The following is a 15,405-nucleotide window of genomic DNA, read 5'->3' on the forward strand; positions in this document are numbered from 1 at the left end:
CTCACCGAAGGGGGCGGGGCGCACCGGCGTCGCCGCACCGGGCTACTGCGCCCGCTTGAACGCGTAGTTGAACTCCGCCGTCCCGAACGCCCCCATCAGCCGGAGCCAGAACGGCATGGTCATCTCCATCGCCCGGGCGCCCGTGATGTCGCCCAGGTCGATCACCCACCCGGCCGGCCAGCCGAAGGTGCCCAGCAGCTCCACGGTGCGCGCCTTGGCGTCCGGGTCGTTCCCGGCCACGAACAGGTTGTGCTCGCCCGGCAGCCGCGACGGGTCCACCATCAGCGCCGCGGTCAGCGTGTTCAGCGTCTTCACCACCAGCGCCTCCGGGAACTCCCGCTGGATCCGCTCACCGACGCTGTCGGTGTTCACCGGGTCCAGCGTCAGCTCCCCCTCCGGGGAGAAGACCAGCGGGTTGGAGAGGTCGACCAGCAGCTTTCCCGCCAGCCGCTCCGCCCCCGCCGCCCGCAGCGCCTCCACCGCGACCGTCCCCGGCGTGGCGTTCAGCACCACCTCGCCGAACGCCGCGGCGTCCGCGAAGGTGCCGTGACGACCGTTCTCCCCGGCCCCGGCGGCCCAGGCCACCGCCGTCCCGTTGTCCCTGCTGCGCGAACCGAGCGTCACCTCCTGCCCGAGCCCCACCAGCCTGTCCGCGATCGTCCGCGCGACCCCGCCCGTACCGATGACTCCGTACCGCACCTGCTGCACCACCCGTCACTCGGACCGCTGCCGCGACGACGATAGGGCAAGCCGGTCCCCGCGTCCGGCGAACGCCGCGAACGGCCGCCCGCCGACTGGACCACCCCCGCTGGTGACGGCGCCCGGCCCGCCCAACCATGGCGCCATGAACCGCACCGCCCGCCCGCCCCGCACCGCCCGCCCGCTCCGCCGGGCCCGGCGCCTGGCACGCTCCGCCGCGCTGCTCGCCGGCCTCGCCCTGCTCGGCCCGGTCGCCGCCGGCACCGCCCGCGCCGACGTCACCACCATCTCCTTCGGCACCGAACGCACCGCCTGGGACCGCGCCGAACCGTTGCTGAGCCCGGCCGAGGTCGACCGGTCCGACTTCGGCGTCCGCTTCTCCACGCAGCTCAACGGCCAGGTCTTCGCCCAGCCCCTGGTGATCGGCGACCTCGTGATCGTCGCCACCGAGACCAACCACGTCTACGGGATCGCCGCCAACACCGGAAGGATCGTCTGGCACCGGGAGATGGGCCCCGCCTGGGCCTCCGCCGCCATCGGCTGCTCCGACCCCGGCCCCAACGTCGGCACCACCTCCACCCCCGTCTACGACCCCGCCACCGGCACCGTCTACCTCACCAGCAAGGTGGACGACGGCCCCGACGACAAGCACCCGCACCACTACGTGCACGCCGTCGACGTCCGCACCGGCGCCGAGCGCAGCGGCTGGCCGGTCACCGTCCAGGGAGACCCGGTGAACGCCCCCGGCAAGCCGTTCAACGCCTTCCGCTCCCTCCAGCGCCCAGGGCTGCTGCTGCTCGACGGCCGGCTCCACTTCGGCTTCGGCTCACTCTGCGGCATCGGCGACTACATCGGCACGGTGGCCGGCCTCGACACCCGCACCCGCAAGCTCACCCTGTTCTCGACCGTGGCCGGCTCCGACACCCAGCGGGCCTCGGTCTGGATGTCCGGCAGCGGCCTCGTCTCCGACGGCCCCGGCCGGTTCTTCCTCACCACCGCCAACGGCCGGGGTGCCGGCGCCTCGCCCGCGCCCGGCCCCGGCAACCGCCCGCCCGGCGGCCTCGGGGAGTCGGTGATCCGCTTCGGGGTGAGGTCCGACGGCTCCTTCGCCCCGGAGGACTTCTTCAGCCCGGTCAACAACGCCACCCTCGACCAGCGGGACACCGACCTCGGCTCGGGCGGCCCGGTCGCGCTGCCCCCCTCCTTCGGCACCCCCGCCCACCCCCGTCTGCTCGTCCAGGTCGGCAAGGACGGCCGGATCTTCCTGCTCGACCGCGACGACCTCGGCGGCACCGGCCAGGGCCCGAACGGCACCGACAAGGTCGTCGGCCTCACCGGCCCGTACGGCGGGGTCTGGGGCCACCCGGCGGTCTGGGGCGGCGACGGCGGCTACGTCTACACCGTCGAGAACCACGGCAAGCTGCGGGCCCTCAAGTACTCGGTGAGCGCCGCCGGCCTCCCGCGGCTGACCAGCACCGGCACCAGCGCCGGGGACTTCCTCAAGTTCTCCGGCTCGCCCGTCGTCACCTCCGACGGCACCCGCACCGGTTCGGCCCTGGTGTGGGTCATCTGGTCCGGCACCGGCCAGTACGGCGAGGGCGGCGAACTGCGCGCCTACGACCCCGTCCCGGTGGACGGCACCCTCCGGCTGCGCCGCTCCTTCCCGCTGGGCACCGTCAGCAAGTTCTCGGTCCCCGCCACCGACCGGGGCCGGATCTACGTCGGCACCAAGGACCACCACCTGGTCGCCCTCGGCCGTCCGTCGGCCTTCGCCTGACCGGGCCACCGCGCGTGCCCGGCCCGGCCCACCCCGACCGGGGCGGGCCGGGCGCCGTTCAGAGGCGGGCGGTCACCGTCTTGGGGCGCTGGTACTCGTGCAGGGCCAGGGTGGAGAGGTCGGTGCCCTGGCCGGAGGCGCCGCGGCCGCTGTGCGGGAGTTCGGCGGTCTGGACGAGGTGGCAGTTGATCCAGGTCTCCCCGGCGTCCAGGCGGGCGGTGAGGTCGAGCGCGGCCGACAGCCCGCCGGTCCACACACTGGCGGCGAGCGCCTGCGGCACGGCGTTGGCGAGGGCCAGCGCGGCCTCGACGGTCGGGGCGTGCTGGACGGTGAGCAGCGGGCCGAACACCTCCTCGACGACCGCCGGGTCGTCGTCCGGGAGGTCGGCCAGCAGCCGGGCGGGGCGCCACAGGCCGTCGGTGCGGCCGGGGCCCGGCAGCGAGCGCTTCGCGGCCGAGGCAGCGAGGATGCGGTCGTAGCGCGCGGCCTGGTCGGGGTTGTTGAGCGGGCCGAAGTCGCGCCCGGCCTCGCGCTCGCCGAGGGCGGCGGCGAGCGCGGTGACGGCCTGCTCGTGGTTCTCGGTGAGGGTGATCACCCGGGCGGGCGCGGCGCAGCTCTGGCCCGCGTTGTAGGTGCAGGCGGCGGCCAGCGCGGACCAGGTGTGCGCGGGCGCGTCCGGTAGGACCAGCACGGGGCTGTTGCCGCCGAGTTCGAGGCTGACGCGGCGGTGACCGGCCCGGGCGGCGATGTCGGCGCCCGCGGCGGCGCTGCCGGTGAAGGCGATCAGGTCGACGTCGCCGGCGACCAGCAGCCGGCCGGTCTCCCGGTCGCCGGCCAGCACGGTGAGCACGTCCTCGCCCAGCGCCTCGGCGGCGTGGGTGGCCAGCAGCGCGGCCGAGTCGGGGGTGGTCTCGGCGGGCTTGACGATCACCGCGTTCCCGGCGGCGAGGGCCGGGGCGCAGCGCCACGCGGCCATCAGCAGCGGGTAGTTCCACGGCACGACGGCCGCCACCACGCCGACCGGCTCCCAGCGGACCCAGCTCTCGTGCCCCGGCAGGTAGCGGCCGGCGGCGGGCGCGGTGCCGGTGCGCGCGGCGCCCGCGTAGAACCGGAACAGGTCGGCGACCTCGCGTATCTCGCCGGCCGCCTCCGCCTCCGGCTTCCCGGTGCCGGCCTGCTCCAGCAGGGTGTACTCGGTGAGGTGGCGCTCGACGAGGTCGGCGAGCGCGTCCAGCCGGCGCTCGCGCTCGCGCGGGGTGAGGGCGCGCCAGCGGCCGGCGGCGGCCCGGGCGCGGGCGGCGGTCCCGGCGACCTCTCCGGCGCGCCCCGGGACGAGGGTGCCCCGGGGGTGGCCGGTGCGCGGGTCGGTCAGGTGGAGCACGGGCGCAGCGGGGGAATCGGTGGACGGTGCCATGGCGGGGCCTCCCGGGCCGGGGCAGCAGGGGACGGAGCGGTCCGGACGGACCGCCGGTCGGTCACAGGTCGTAGGCGCGCAGCCAGAGTTCGAGGGTGAGCACCAGCCAGAGCTTGCCGCCCTGGCGCGGCAGCAGGGTGCCCTCGCGGCGCATCCAGGTGCGGACGGTGTCGGGCCGGACGAGTCCGCGCTCGCGGGCGGTGCGGCCGAGCAGCAGGTCGGCGGAGAGGTCGCGCAGCGGCCCGTGCAGCCACTGCTGGACCGGCACCCGCATGCCGCTCTTGGGCCGGTCGACGACCGCGGCCGGCAGCAGGTCGCGCACGGCCTCCTTGAGCACCCACTTCTCCACCGTGCCGCGGAGCTTGAGGGTCGGCGGGGTGGCGAAGGCGTGGTCGACGACCTGCCGGTCGAACAGCGGCGAGCGGCCCTGGATCCCGCGCGAGGCGGTGAGCCGTTCGACCTTGGTGAGGATGTGGTGGGCGCCCTTGGTCCGCAGGTTGCAGTGCAGCAGCTGGTTGAGCAGTGCGTTCATCGGACCGGGCGTCAGGTACGGGGCGACGAAGCGGCGCGGCTGCGGCTCGTCCGCCAGGGCCCGCAGGGCGCCGGGGGTGAGCAGCCGGGGCAGGTCCTCGTAGCACTTGCGGTAGGAGCGCAGATAGGCCTCGGCCCGCACCTCGGGGGCCGGGTCGTCCCGGTGCATCTCGTGGACCAGCATCGGCAGGTTCTTCGGCCCGCCGTACACCGGGTCGCCGCCCTCGCCGTTGAGCGCGACGGTGATCCCGTCGGCGGCGACGGCCTCGGCGAGCATCAGGTTGGGGACGGTCAGCGGGTCGCCGACGGGGCTGTCGAGCAGCGCGACGGTGTCGGCGAGCCGGGCGGCCACCTCCTCGCCGGAGACGGTGAGGATCCGGTGCCGGGTCCCGCAGTGGCCGGCGACCAGCCCCGAGTAGCCCAGCTCGTTGGGCAGCCGGTCGCCGAAGCTGATCGAGTAGGTGTGCACCGGCCGGTCGTGGAGCCGGGCGGCGAGCGCGGTGACCAGTGAGCTGTCGACGCCGCCGGACAGCAGCACCCCGACCGGTCCGTCCGCCGGCAGCCGCCGGGCGGTGGCCCCTTCGAGCAGGGCGCGGAGCTCCCTCGCGTACTCCCCGGCGGGCGGGACCTCGCCCTCGGGCAGGCGCTCGGCGGGCTCCCAGAACGGCTCCTGGCGAGTGGTGCCGTCGGCGGCGAGCCGCAGGGCGCGGCCGGGCAGCGCCTCGTGCACGCCGCGCAGCAGGGTCTCCTCGCCGGGCAGGTAGGCGAAGGTGAGGAAGGAGCGGACGGCGGCCAGGTCGAGGCCGGTGCCGAGCGCGGGCCAGTGGCGCAGGGCGCGCAGCGAGGTGGACGCGGCCCAGCAGCCGTCGGCGCGGGCGTAGAACAGGGTGCGGGTGCCGGTGTGGTCGCGGATCAGCACGAGGTCGGCGCCGTCGACGACGGCGAGCACGAACATGCCGTCGGCCCGCCGCAGGCCGTCCGGGCCCAGCCGCAGCCACAGGCGCAGCAGCAGCTCGCCGTCCGGGCAGCCGTCGGGGGCGGGGGAGCCGGCCGTGCGGAGGGCGGCGAGCAGTTCGGGCCGGTTGTGCAGGGTGACCTCGCCGACGGCGGTGGTGCCGTCGACCGTGTACGGGCCGCCGGCGAAGCCGGGTTCGGCGGGCAGCAGGGCCGCCCGGGCGCCGTTCGGGGCGGTCCCGCCGGTGAGCGAGGCGAGGTGGGTGCGGGCCCGGTCGGCGTCGGGGCCGGCGCAGGCGCAGCAGCGGGGCATGGTGGTGCGGTGCCTTTCGTCGAGTGACGGGCCGTGGCGGCCCGGGGCCGGGAGCCGGGGCGGCTCAGCCGAAGTCGTCGCCGTCCCAGCCGTCGTCGGAGTCGCCCCAGTCGCCGAACTGGTCGTCTGAGGCGGGGTCGGCGTGGTTCCCGGAGGAGCCGTCCACCGAGACGTCGCCGCCACCGCTGCCGTCACCGCCGCCGTCGCCCCCGGAGGCCTGCTGCCGCCGGGCCTCCGCGCGCAGTTCCTCCTCCTCCGCCTCGGAGAGCGCGGTCGGCGGCAGCTGTGCGGCGGTGATCGCGGCGACGCCGGCCACGCCGAGGGCGCCGACGACCACGCCGAGGCGTCCGCCGAAGGAGCTGCGGTTGAGGGTGACCAGGCCGTCGGCCCACACCGTGCGGCCGTAGCCGATGTCACGGCCGTACTCGGTGGCGCCGTCCGCGTACCGGCGCTTCACCAGGTCGCGGCCGAGCGGTTCGTCGGTGCCGGAGCGGCCGAGGCTGTCGTGCCAGTGGATCTGTCGGTCGGTGCCGCGCCGGCGCCACTCGCTGCGGCCGTCCTCGTACCGGCGGTGCACTTGGCCGTCCGCCAGCAGTTCGTCGCGGTAGCCGAGATGGCGTGCGTTGCTCATGGGTGCGGGGTCCTCACGGGTCGTGACGGGGAGGGCTGGTGGCGGCGGGCCGCCGGCGGTGCGGAGCGTCGGCGGGCGGTGGTGGCGCGGCGCGGACGGGCGGTGCGGACGGGCTCAGCGGTCCGGCCAGCTGAGGAAGCCGCTGCCGCGCACCGCCCGCACGCGCCGGCGCAGCGGGGTGCGGCGGGGCGCGGCCGTGCCGCCGCCCCGGAGCTGACGGATCACGGTGTGCAGCAGCCTGGCCGGGGCGACGGCGGCCAGTTCGATGGTGCGGCCGCTGCCGAGCCAGGCCCGCTCCTCGGGGCGCAGCCCGGCGGGCAGCGGCCCCCGGTAGCCGTGCGGGCCGCGGCCGGAGGTCAGGTGCAGGGTGGCGGCGTGCCGGGGGACCAGGCCCATCGAGCGCACCCGCACGTCCGCCCCGCCGGTGCCGGCCGGCCCGTGCGCCTCCCGGACGCGTTCGAAGCAGGCGAGCCCCGACGGACTGGCGTCGTGCAGCACGTGCACCACGGCGCCGCCGGCCCGCGCCAGCGCCGCGGTCAGCCGTTCGTCGAGCGGGAGTCCGTCGGCCGCCACGACGGGGCAGGCGGCCTCCAGGTGCAGGTCGTTGGCGATCAGCATGGCGGTGATCTCCGGGCTCTGGCAGACCAGCAGCCGGGGCAGCCCGTAGTCGTAGAGGTCGGGTTCCGCCGCGGCGGTCCCGGGGCCGGCCGGCGGGGGCGCGACGGGCGGCAGCAGGCCGGGCAGCCCGTCGCGCCGCGCGGCGAGCGCGGCGGCGAACCGGGCGTACCGGACGGGCGGCGCCAGCGTGTACGGGACCCGGCGCGGTCCGGCGTGCAGCGGCTGGAGCACCCGGCACAGCTCGTAGTAGAGCTGGCGCTCGGTGTACCGCAGCCCGCCGGGTGCCCCGGCCCGGGCGGCGGCGACGGTCAGCGCGCCGTCCAGCAGCGGACGCAGCGTCATGGGGTTCCTGCCTTTCCTCGCCCCGCCGTCACGCGGGGCCCCTGCGGGGATCCGGCCCGCCCGGTCGGCCGCCGTCCTCGGTGGTGCCGTCCGGTCCGGGCTCCGGCCAGGTCATGAAACCCACGGCGAGTGCCCGCCGGCGGGTCTCCGGCGCGCTCTCCGGCCGTCCTGCGACGGGCGGGTGCACCGGCCCGGTCCGCAGCGCGGCCGGGTCGCGGGGCTCCGGCGGCGCGGTGATCCGCTCGGCGGCCCGGTCGGCGATCGCCAGCAGCCGCTTGGGCGGCAGCGCGGCGAGCGGGGTCCACCAGCCCTCGGCGAACCAGGTGCGCTGGCTGCCGGTCAGCTCCGGCACCTCCCGCTCCAGCCGCGCGTACAGCTCCTCCGGGCGGTTCACGTCGCGCAGCAGCGTGTACCGGTGCTCGTCGACCAGCACCGTGCGCACCGACAGCCCGGCGTCCAGCACCCGCAGGCCGGGGCGGCCGGCCCGCGCGTCGGCGACCAGCAGGTGCCCGTACGGGGAGGCGTCGTGCAGCACCACCAGCGGCAGGCCCGCGGGGACGTCCCGCAGCCGGTCCACGATCAGCGCGCGGTGGCGCTCGGGGTAGCGGTTGGCGTGCAGGAACGCGGCGGTGGTGCGGTCCGGGCAGAGCAGGGCGAAGGCCGGCGCGGCGGGCGGCGGGCCGGGCCGCACCAGGGCGTCCTCGACCAGCCCGGCCGGCAGCACGCCGTAGACGCCGCGCCAGCGGTCCAGCACGGTGGTGCGGAACTCGTCCTCGGTCCAGCGGGGGGCCACCGTGCGGGCGGGCGCGGGCGCGGTGGACAGCGTCCAGCTGCGGATGCCGAAGCCGATCAGGACGAGGGCGACCAGCACGATCAGCGGGCTGAGGCCGGTGTCGACCGCCGCCACCGCGACCACGAGCGCGATCACCGCGAACGCGAACAACCCGGCCGCGTCGCCCTTGTTGCCGCGGAACTTCTGAGGGGGCCGCCCGCGGTGCTGCAGGGCGTGGTTCAGCTGCCCGCTGGTGACGGTCAGGCGGCCGGCGTCGGTCAGCTTCGCCGTCACCTTGCGGATCCGCACGTCGTGCAGTCCGAGGCCCTCGGTCTTCGGGTCGAGCGCGAACTCCTTGCGGCAGTAGGTGCACCGGTGGCGGGTCCGCTGGCGCTGGAGCAGGTCCTTCGAGCAGTGCGGGCAGATCATCGCGGCACCTCCGGCAGCGGCCAGGTCAGGAATCCGGTGCCGTGGGTCAGCACCTGTTCGGTGGCCCGCTCGGCCATCGCCAGCAGCTGTTTGGGCGGTACGGCGGCGAGCGGGCTCCACAGGCCGGCCGCGAGCCACTCCCGCTCCGCGTCGGTGAGGCCGGGCAGCCGCCGCAGCATGTCCTCCAGCGGCTCGCGCCGCTGGTGCTCGTGCAGCTGGACGGCCCGGTACCCGGCCGCCAGCACGGCGCGCACCGACAGTCCGGCGTCCGCCACCCGCCCGCCCGGCCGGCCGTGCCGGGCCTGGGCGGCCAGCAGGTGCCCGTCCGGCGAGGCGTCGTGCAGCACCACGACCGGCAGCCGGGGCGGCAGTTCGCGCAGCGTGGCCACCACGACCGCCCGGTGGTGCTCGGGGAAGCCGTTGGCGTGGAGGAACGCCCGGACCACGGGGTCGGGGCAGAGCACCGCCAGTGCGGCGGGGCCCGGCAGCGGGGCGGCCCGGACGGCCGAGTGCTCGACCACCCCTTCCGGGAGCCCGCCGTAGACCCCGTTCCAGCGGTCCACCACCAGGTTCCGGAAGGCGTTCACGGTCCAGCCGGGCAGGAGGTCGTACGAGGGGGTCCACTGCTCCCGTTCCCGCCGCTCGCGCTCCCGGGCCTCCTGCCACTCCTGCTCGTCCTTCTGCCAGCGGGCCAGCAGCGACCGGCGCCGCAGCAGCCGTGAGAGGTCCGGCACCGTGGAGAAGAACGCCAGGAGGCCGAAGCAGGCGGCCGGGACGGCGAGACCGAGGAGGGCGTGCACCTGGAGCCCGAGCACCGTGCTCCCGGCGACCACCACCGCACCGAAGAGGAGGTTCGCGGTGACCGGGAGTACTCCTCTGATCTCGGGCTCGCGCGGCCTCCCGATGGGCTTCGGCACGGGCCGTGGGGCCGGCCGCCCCGGCGTCTGATGGGCCCAGCGGAGCTGCTCGACGGTCAGTACGACCCGCCCGCCGTCACCGAGCCGCCCGACGGTGTGCCGCAGCCGCAGGTCGGTCAGGCCCCGGCTCTCCTTGGGCTCCAGGGCGAACGCCTTCCGGCAGCGCGAGCAGGTCCTGCCCCGGCGCTCGCGCTGGAGCAGCTTGGCCCGGCAGTGGGGGCAGGTCATCGCGGACCCTCCTCCAGTGCCGCCGCCAGCCTGCGCAGCCCGGCGGCCAGCCGCTCGCGCCGGCCCACCGTGCCGATCCGCTGCCCGCGTTCCACCGCCCGCAGCGCCTCGGCGAGTTCGTCCTCCGAGCGGCGTTCGGCCTCGGCCGCGGTGATCGCGTAGTCCTCGTGGTCGATGCCGTACCCGGTGTTGGCGGCCAGGATGTTGAGCGGCTCGCGGCCCCGGTTGGCGAAGGAGTGCGGCATCAGCTCGGGTATCCGGATCAGCAGCCCCGGCGTCAGCGGGACGTCCACCACCCGGCGCCGCTCGGTGTCGTACAGGCCGCAGGAGGCGTGCCCGAGGCTGAGCACCAGGTGCTCGCCGCCGTGCGCGTGCGGCGTGAACGCGCTGCGCGGGGCGACGATGCCGAGCTTGTAGGTGGCGTTCGACGGCCGTTCCGGCGAGGTCTTGGCGTCACCGACCAGGTAGTGGGCGAACTGGCCCTCGTCGATGAACCGGAGCAGCTCCTCGCCGCCCGGCCCGTGCGCGGACTCCGGTCCCAGTTCGCGCGCCCCGTCGCGGTCCGCGAGCAGCACGCGGCCGTCCGGGCGCAGCCGGTAGAGTTCGGCGCCGGCCGGCAGCCGCCCGGCGAGCCGTTCGAGTTCCCGCAGGCCGGATCGTACGGACATCGGCCACCCCACCCCCACGTTGACCTGTGCGACGTCACCCGCGGTGACGCGCATCACCCGTCGGCCGGTTCCCCCGGTCCGGCGTCGCGCGGTGGATCTTACGCACCCGGGGTGAACTCGCCCAGGGCCCGCCTTCGATCCCCGGTGGGCGGGGGCCGAGGCCGGGCCCGGGCCCGGCCTCCCGGACCGCGGCGCGCGCCCCCGGCGGCCCGGTGGGCGGGGCCCGGAGCCGGCCGGGGCGGGGCTCAGCGGCCGCGTGCCACCACGAACCCGGGCAGGGCCAGCAGGAACTCCCGGGCCTCCGCCGCCTCCTCGTGCCCGGCGCCCTCCGCCCCCTCCGGCTCGGCCGGCCGGTCGGCCAGGACGGCCTCGATCTCGCGCCCGGCCGCCGCCACCAGACCGGCCGCCGCCTCCCGGGCGCTCGCCACGCAGTCGTAGGCCGCCATCCGCTCCAGCAGCCAGGCGACCTCCTGCGCCGCGCCGGGGCCGCGCTGCGCCCGGGTGAGGCTCAGGTGGCGCACCACCCGGGCCCGTTCGGCGGGGGTGGCGCGCTCCAGGAGGTGGATCAGCATGAGGGTCCGCTTGCCCTCCCAGAGGTCCCCGGCGATCTCCTTGCCGTACTCCTCGGCCTCCCCGACCAGGTTGAGCACGTCGTCCTGGATCTGGAAGGCGGCGCCCAGGTACCAGCCGAACCGGTCCAGCCGGGCCGCGTCGGTGCCCGCGCCCCCGGCCACCAGCAGCCCGGAGCGGCAGGGGTAGAGGAAGGTGTACCAGGACGTCTTCTTCAGGCACATCCGGTAGTAGTCGGCGCTGGTCAGCGTGCAGACGTTGTCCCGGATCCAGGCGATCTCCAGGGCCTGGCCCTCCAGGGACTGGCGGCACATCAGCTCGGTCTCCTCGAACAGCCGCCAGGCCAGCTCGCCGCCGAGCTCCCGCCGGTTGGCCATCACCCGGCGCAGGCCGAGCAGGTTGGTCGCGTTGCCGACGTTCAGCGCGACCTCGACGCCGTACCGGGCGGGGAGGGTGGGCGCGCCGCGGCGCAGTTCGCTGCCGTCCTGGATGTCGTCGTGGACGAGGAAGGCGTTGTGGAACAGCTCCACGGTGACGGCCGGGTTGAGGGCGCGTTCGGGCCGGCCGCCGAACGCGGCGCTGGTGGCCAGGCAGAGCGCCGCCCGCAGGCCCTTGCAGGGGCGGGTGGGGTAGTCGGCGGCCAGGTCGTAGAGGTAGGGCGGGCTCTGTTCGGGGATGTGGCGCAGGAGTTCGGTGACGGTGCGCTCGCGGTAGCGGGTCAGGACCCGTTCGACCAGCGCGGTGCCGGGGGCGGGGGCCGGGTCCGTCACCCCCGGGGCCGCTCGTGCGGTCCGTCGCCGGCCGTGCCCTCGCCGTCGCGGGGGGAGCCGCCTGCGGCGGTGCCCTCGCCGGGGGAGCCGTCGCCGGGGGAGCCGGCGGTCGGCCGGGCCGCGCGCTGCGGGCCGAAGGCGTCCTGGAGGCCCCGGTTGGCGAGGCCGGGGGCGATCGAGCTGAGCCGCAGCAGGAGGTCGAGGACGTCGTGGGCGTTGGCGGTGAGCCGCTGGGCGTGCTCGGCGACCTCGCCGGTGGTGCCGGCCAGCACCCGCTCGCCGACCGCGTCGATCAGCTGGTGGGTGTTGTCCGAGACCCGCCGCACCAGCCGGTCGAACTCCTCCTGGTCGACGCGGTGTTCGTCGGTCAACCGGGCCGTCGCGGTCCTGGCGTCGGCGAGGCCGGCGGACAGCTCGCGTTCCAGGACGGCCGCCGCCTCCATGACCGCGCGCGAGCCCTGCTCGCCCGACTCGCTGAACCGACCGGCGTCGGGCATGGCTGACCTCCTGGGTTCGCACCCCGGGCGGGGGCCGGGGCGGGCCGGACCGGCGCCGGTCCGGCCGCCGCGTCGATCGCCGATGGTACACGGATGTGTGCGGAGCGTGTCCATGGCAGCGCTGGGGCGCGTGCCGCGCGGCCACGTTCCGGCGCGCGCCGGATTCCTGGCGGCGCACGCCGCCTCGTGCGCGCCGGATGCCGCACGGGTGGCGCCCGGTGCCGGGCCCCGGCGGCCCGGCGAGTCGGGCGCGCCCGCCCTGTCGTCACTGGTAGTGATTTCCTCGTCGCGGAGCGATCCGCGGGGAAGGGGGGGCGGCACACGGGACAGGGAGCGGTCATGGGTGACAGGCAGCGTCCGTCGAGAACACGGAACGTCCGGCCGGTGGTGGACACCAGGGCGGAGATCGCCCGGTTGGAGGGCTACCTCGCCTGGGAGGCGGAGGTGGCCGCGGCCGAACGGGACGCCCGGGGCTTCGCCGACCGCTTCCCCTGGCTCCGGCCGGACGACCGCGAGACGCTGGAACGCGCCTACGCCGACGACCGTCTGCGGTACGCGGAGGAGGTCGTCGACCGGGCCGTCGGGCGCTGCCAGACGCTGGCGGCCCGCTACCGGGCGGAGTCCCGGCGGCTCTGCGCCCGCTTCGCCGCGCTCTGCGCGGCGGTGACCGTCGGGGTGGCGCTGCTCGCCGTCCTCCCGGCCGCCCTGCGCGGCTGACGGGCCGCCCGCCGCCGACGGGCCGTCCGTCCGCGGCCGCCCCTTCGCGGACGTCCCTGCGCGGTGCGGACGGCCAGGGCGCACGAACGGGCCCGCCGCCCACCCCTCGGGGTGTGCGGCGGGCCCGTTCGTCCGTGTGCGGGGATCAGTGGTGGCCGTGGCCGCTGGTGATCTCCTCGTGCTCCTCGGCGGTCGGCTTGGCGATCTGGGAGCCCTCGCCGTAGAAGCCGCGGGACAGCTTCGCCCTGGTCCGGGCCAGCAGTCCGGCCTTGCGGGCCACCCCGTTCTCGTCCACCTCGGCCGGCAGGACCACCGGCCGCGGCTGCTCGTGCGAGGTGAGGGTGTAGAGCCGGTCCTGCTCCAGCGGCGCGTGCACCTCGACGAACTCGCCGTGCTGGAGCCGCGTGATGACGCCGGTCTCCCGGCCGTGCAGCACCTTCTCCCGGTCCCGGCGCTGCAGGCCCAGGCACCAGCGCTTGGTGATCACGAAGACGATCACCGGTCCCACGAAGAATCCGATCCGGGCCGCGTTGGTGATGGCGTTGATCGACAGGTGGAAGTGGGTGGCGATCAGGTCGTTGCCGCCGGCGGCGAGCAGGATCAGGTAGAGGCTGATCCAGGCCGCGCCGAACGCGGTGCGCACCGGAGCGTTGCGCGGCCGGTCGGCGATGTGGTGCTCGCGCCGGTCGCCGGTGATCCAGCCCTCCAGGAACGGGTAGGCCCAGATCGCCACCAGCACCAGCGGGAAGATCATCAGCGGGACGAACACGCCCATCACGAGCGTGTGGCCCCAGACGGCGATCTCCCAGCCGGGCATGATCCGGATCAGGCCCTCGGAGAAGCCCATGTACCAGTCCGGCTGGGCGTCGGTGGACACCTGGTCGGGGCGGTACGGGCCGACCGACCAGACCGGGTTGACGGTGGCGATCGCCGCCATCGCCGCGATCACGCCGAACACCAGGAAGAAGAAGCCGCCCGCCTTGGCCATGTAGACCGGCATCAGCGGCATGCCGACGACGTTCTCGTTGGTCCGGCCGGGCCCGGCGAACTGGGTGTGCTTGTGGTAGAAGACCAGGATCAGGTGCGCCACCAGCAGGCCCAGCATGATGCCCGGGATCAGCAGGATGTGCACCGTGAACAGCCGGGGCACGATCACGGTCCCCGGGAACTGGCCCCCGAAGATGAACATCTCCAGGTAGGTCCCGACGAGCGGCACGGCGAGCACCGCGCCCTCCATGAACCGGATGCCGGTGCCGGAGAGCAGGTCGTCGGGCAGCGAGTAGCCCATGAAGCCGTCGAACATGCCGAGGATCAGCAGGCCGGCGCCGAACAGCCAGTTGATCTCGCGCGGCTTGCGGAACGCACCGGTGAAGAAGACCCGCATCATGTGCACGAACATCGCGGCGACGAAGACGATCGCCGCCCAGTGGTGGATCTGGCGGATCAGCAGACCGCCGCGGATCTCGAAGCTGATGTGCACCGTCGAGGCGAAGGCCTCGGACATCTGGATGCCCTTGAGCGGCACGTACGAGCCCTCGTAGGTCACCTCGCCCATCGACGGGATGAAGAAGAAGGTGAGCCAGACGCCGGTCAGGATGATGATGACGAAGGTGTAGAGGCAGATCTCGCCGAGCATGAAGGACCAGTGGTCCGGGAAGATCTTGCGCAGGTTGGACCTGGACAGGGCGTAGATGCCGAGCCGTCCGTCGGTCCAGTCGGCGAGCGCCTCGACCTTGTTGGCGGGCTCCGCGCGGGTGCTGGTGACGGGCGGCGGGCCCGGCTGCGGGTCGGCTCTCACGACGGGCTCCCCGGCGTCCGCCGCGGCACGTCCTGGACGCCCGGCCGCGACACGGCCGGCCGGTGGAGTGATGTGATCATCGGACCTCTCGATACGGGGGTGCCGGGCAGGCCGGCGCGCGGATCCGGCGACCCGCCGCCCCGTTGCTCAAAGTGATGGAGCGCTTACTCTGTCATGCTGTCGGCAGCGCGCCGACTGTGCACGTCCATCGGCCCGTACGGCCGCTCGTGTCGGCCCGTCCGGGGGGCCGGCGGCCCGCTCCCGGGCCCTGCTGCGGCCCCGATGCTGCGCTCGGGTGCTGTTGGCGGCGCGGAGAACCGTTTCGGCGCGCGCCGCGGCCCGGGAGGGCGCGGGGTCGGGCCTACGCTGCGCCAATGGTGGATCAGCGGGAACTCTTCGAGGACGTGACAGCCGACCTGGCCCGGGCCGGCTTCGACACCGGACACGGGCCCTCCGGCCTGCGGATCGGCCGGCACCCGCAGGGGGTGGTGATCGGCTGGCCGCCCGCCGACGGGAGCGCCGACGGGCCGCCGCCCGCCGGGGTCGTCCGGGCCGCGGTGACCGGCGCCGTCGCCGCCGTGCTCCGCGAGTCCGGCTACCGGCTCGCCGAGACCGGCCCGGACGAACTCCTCGTCACCGCCGGCCCCGCTCCCGCCGTCCCCGGGGAACCGGAGCGCGAACCGGCCGCCGTCCCCGAACAGTGGTGGGGCTGACCCGGGGCGCCCCACCGGATTGCCCCTGGTCCCGGCACGGTGCAACC

Annotated in this window: 14 protein-coding genes; 3 read left to right on the forward strand and 11 right to left on the reverse strand. The window is 75.7% G+C overall.

Annotation, left to right across the window (positions count from 1 at the left end):
* Window positions 1-42 precede the first annotated feature (42 nt).
* The gene (locus ACFCX4_RS08165; RefSeq protein WP_376139805.1) at window positions 43-699 is read right to left on the reverse strand and encodes an NADPH-dependent F420 reductase; all 657 of its coding nucleotides are present in this window, start codon (window positions 697-699) and stop codon (window positions 43-45) included.
* 145 nt (window positions 700-844) lie between these two features.
* Between ACFCX4_RS08165 and ACFCX4_RS08170 the strand changes: the two genes are divergently transcribed.
* The gene (locus ACFCX4_RS08170; protein ID WP_376139806.1) at window positions 845-2,476 is read left to right on the forward strand and encodes a PQQ-binding-like beta-propeller repeat protein; all 1,632 of its coding nucleotides are present in this window, start codon (window positions 845-847) and stop codon (window positions 2,474-2,476) included.
* A 58-nt stretch (window positions 2,477-2,534) separates the two neighbouring features.
* Here ACFCX4_RS08170 and ACFCX4_RS08175 read toward each other — a convergent pair whose 3' ends face one another.
* From ACFCX4_RS08175 to ACFCX4_RS08215, 9 genes are all read right to left on the reverse strand, one after another.
* Window positions 2,535-3,890, reverse strand: a complete 1,356-nt coding sequence (locus ACFCX4_RS08175) for an aldehyde dehydrogenase family protein (RefSeq protein WP_376139807.1) — start codon at window positions 3,888-3,890, stop codon at window positions 2,535-2,537.
* Between the two features lie 61 nt (window positions 3,891-3,951).
* A complete protein-coding gene (locus ACFCX4_RS08180) occupies window positions 3,952-5,688 on the reverse strand; it encodes an asparagine synthetase B family protein (protein WP_376139808.1) in 1,737 nt (578 codons plus the stop codon).
* Between the two features lie 64 nt (window positions 5,689-5,752).
* Window positions 5,753-6,319, reverse strand: a complete 567-nt coding sequence (locus ACFCX4_RS08185) for a hypothetical protein (RefSeq protein ID WP_376139809.1) — start codon at window positions 6,317-6,319, stop codon at window positions 5,753-5,755.
* A 114-nt stretch (window positions 6,320-6,433) separates the two neighbouring features.
* Window positions 6,434-7,279 carry a hypothetical protein gene (locus ACFCX4_RS08190; RefSeq protein WP_376139810.1) on the reverse strand — a complete coding sequence of 282 codons (846 nt, stop codon included), beginning with the start codon at window positions 7,277-7,279 and terminating at the stop codon, window positions 6,434-6,436.
* Between the two features lie 28 nt (window positions 7,280-7,307).
* Window positions 7,308-8,480 (reverse strand): hypothetical protein, encoded by a 1,173-nt coding sequence (locus ACFCX4_RS08195; RefSeq protein WP_376139811.1) that lies wholly within the window; start codon window positions 8,478-8,480, stop codon window positions 7,308-7,310.
* A complete protein-coding gene (locus tag ACFCX4_RS08200; RefSeq protein ID WP_376139812.1) occupies window positions 8,477-9,625 on the reverse strand; it encodes a hypothetical protein in 1,149 nt (382 codons plus the stop codon). Before ACFCX4_RS08200 ends, ACFCX4_RS08195 begins: the two co-directional genes overlap by 4 nt.
* Entirely contained in the window at window positions 9,622-10,293 is a 672-nt protein-coding gene (locus tag ACFCX4_RS08205; protein WP_376139813.1) for a cupin domain-containing protein, read from the reverse strand. Before ACFCX4_RS08205 ends, ACFCX4_RS08200 begins: the two co-directional genes overlap by 4 nt.
* Before the next feature lie 245 nt (window positions 10,294-10,538).
* Entirely contained in the window at window positions 10,539-11,633 is a 1,095-nt protein-coding gene (locus tag ACFCX4_RS08210; protein ID WP_376139814.1) for a polyprenyl synthetase family protein, read from the reverse strand.
* The gene (locus tag ACFCX4_RS08215; protein WP_376139815.1) at window positions 11,630-12,130 is read right to left on the reverse strand and encodes a hypothetical protein; all 501 of its coding nucleotides are present in this window, start codon (window positions 12,128-12,130) and stop codon (window positions 11,630-11,632) included. The genes ACFCX4_RS08210 and ACFCX4_RS08215 overlap by 4 nt, the downstream gene beginning before the upstream one ends.
* A 339-nt stretch (window positions 12,131-12,469) precedes the next feature.
* Here ACFCX4_RS08215 and ACFCX4_RS08220 point away from each other — a divergent pair, with 339 nt between their 5' ends.
* Window positions 12,470-12,847 carry a hypothetical protein gene (locus ACFCX4_RS08220; RefSeq protein WP_376139816.1) on the forward strand — a complete coding sequence of 126 codons (378 nt, stop codon included), beginning with the start codon at window positions 12,470-12,472 and terminating at the stop codon, window positions 12,845-12,847.
* A gap of 145 nt (window positions 12,848-12,992) precedes the next feature.
* Here ACFCX4_RS08220 and ACFCX4_RS08225 read toward each other — a convergent pair whose 3' ends face one another.
* Window positions 12,993-14,645, reverse strand: a complete 1,653-nt coding sequence (locus ACFCX4_RS08225) for a cytochrome bc complex cytochrome b subunit (RefSeq protein ID WP_376139817.1) — start codon at window positions 14,643-14,645, stop codon at window positions 12,993-12,995.
* A gap of 374 nt (window positions 14,646-15,019) precedes the next feature.
* Here ACFCX4_RS08225 and ACFCX4_RS08230 point away from each other — a divergent pair, with 374 nt between their 5' ends.
* Entirely contained in the window at window positions 15,020-15,358 is a 339-nt protein-coding gene (locus ACFCX4_RS08230) for a hypothetical protein (RefSeq protein ID WP_376139818.1), read from the forward strand.
* The last annotated feature ends 47 nt before the right edge of the window (window positions 15,359-15,405 follow it).

The organism is Kitasatospora sp. NPDC056327 (genome assembly GCF_042261735.1).
GTDB lineage: Bacteria > Actinomycetota > Actinomycetes > Streptomycetales > Streptomycetaceae > Kitasatospora.

Excerpts from the sequence above, each read along its gene's own strand:
- ACFCX4_RS08170 (WP_376139806.1), top strand. The coding sequence starts at position 845 with ATGAACCGCACCGCCCGCCCGCCCCGCACCGCCCGCCCGCTCCGCCGG.
- ACFCX4_RS08190 (WP_376139810.1), bottom strand. The coding sequence starts at position 7,279 with ATGACGCTGCGTCCGCTGCTGGACGGCGCGCTGACCGTCGCCGCCGCC.
- ACFCX4_RS08180 (WP_376139808.1), bottom strand. The coding sequence starts at position 5,688 with ATGCCCCGCTGCTGCGCCTGCGCCGGCCCCGACGCCGACCGGGCCCGC.
- ACFCX4_RS08230 (WP_376139818.1), top strand. The coding sequence starts at position 15,020 with ATGGTGGATCAGCGGGAACTCTTCGAGGACGTGACAGCCGACCTGGCC.
- ACFCX4_RS08195 (WP_376139811.1), bottom strand. The coding sequence starts at position 8,480 with ATGATCTGCCCGCACTGCTCGAAGGACCTGCTCCAGCGCCAGCGGACC.
- ACFCX4_RS08220 (WP_376139816.1), top strand. The coding sequence starts at position 12,470 with ATGGGTGACAGGCAGCGTCCGTCGAGAACACGGAACGTCCGGCCGGTG.
- ACFCX4_RS08185 (WP_376139809.1), bottom strand. The coding sequence starts at position 6,319 with ATGAGCAACGCACGCCATCTCGGCTACCGCGACGAACTGCTGGCGGAC.
- ACFCX4_RS08215 (WP_376139815.1), bottom strand. The coding sequence starts at position 12,130 with ATGCCCGACGCCGGTCGGTTCAGCGAGTCGGGCGAGCAGGGCTCGCGC.
- ACFCX4_RS08205 (WP_376139813.1), bottom strand. The coding sequence starts at position 10,293 with ATGTCCGTACGATCCGGCCTGCGGGAACTCGAACGGCTCGCCGGGCGG.
- ACFCX4_RS08200 (WP_376139812.1), bottom strand. The coding sequence starts at position 9,625 with ATGACCTGCCCCCACTGCCGGGCCAAGCTGCTCCAGCGCGAGCGCCGG.
- ACFCX4_RS08175 (WP_376139807.1), bottom strand. The coding sequence starts at position 3,890 with ATGGCACCGTCCACCGATTCCCCCGCTGCGCCCGTGCTCCACCTGACC.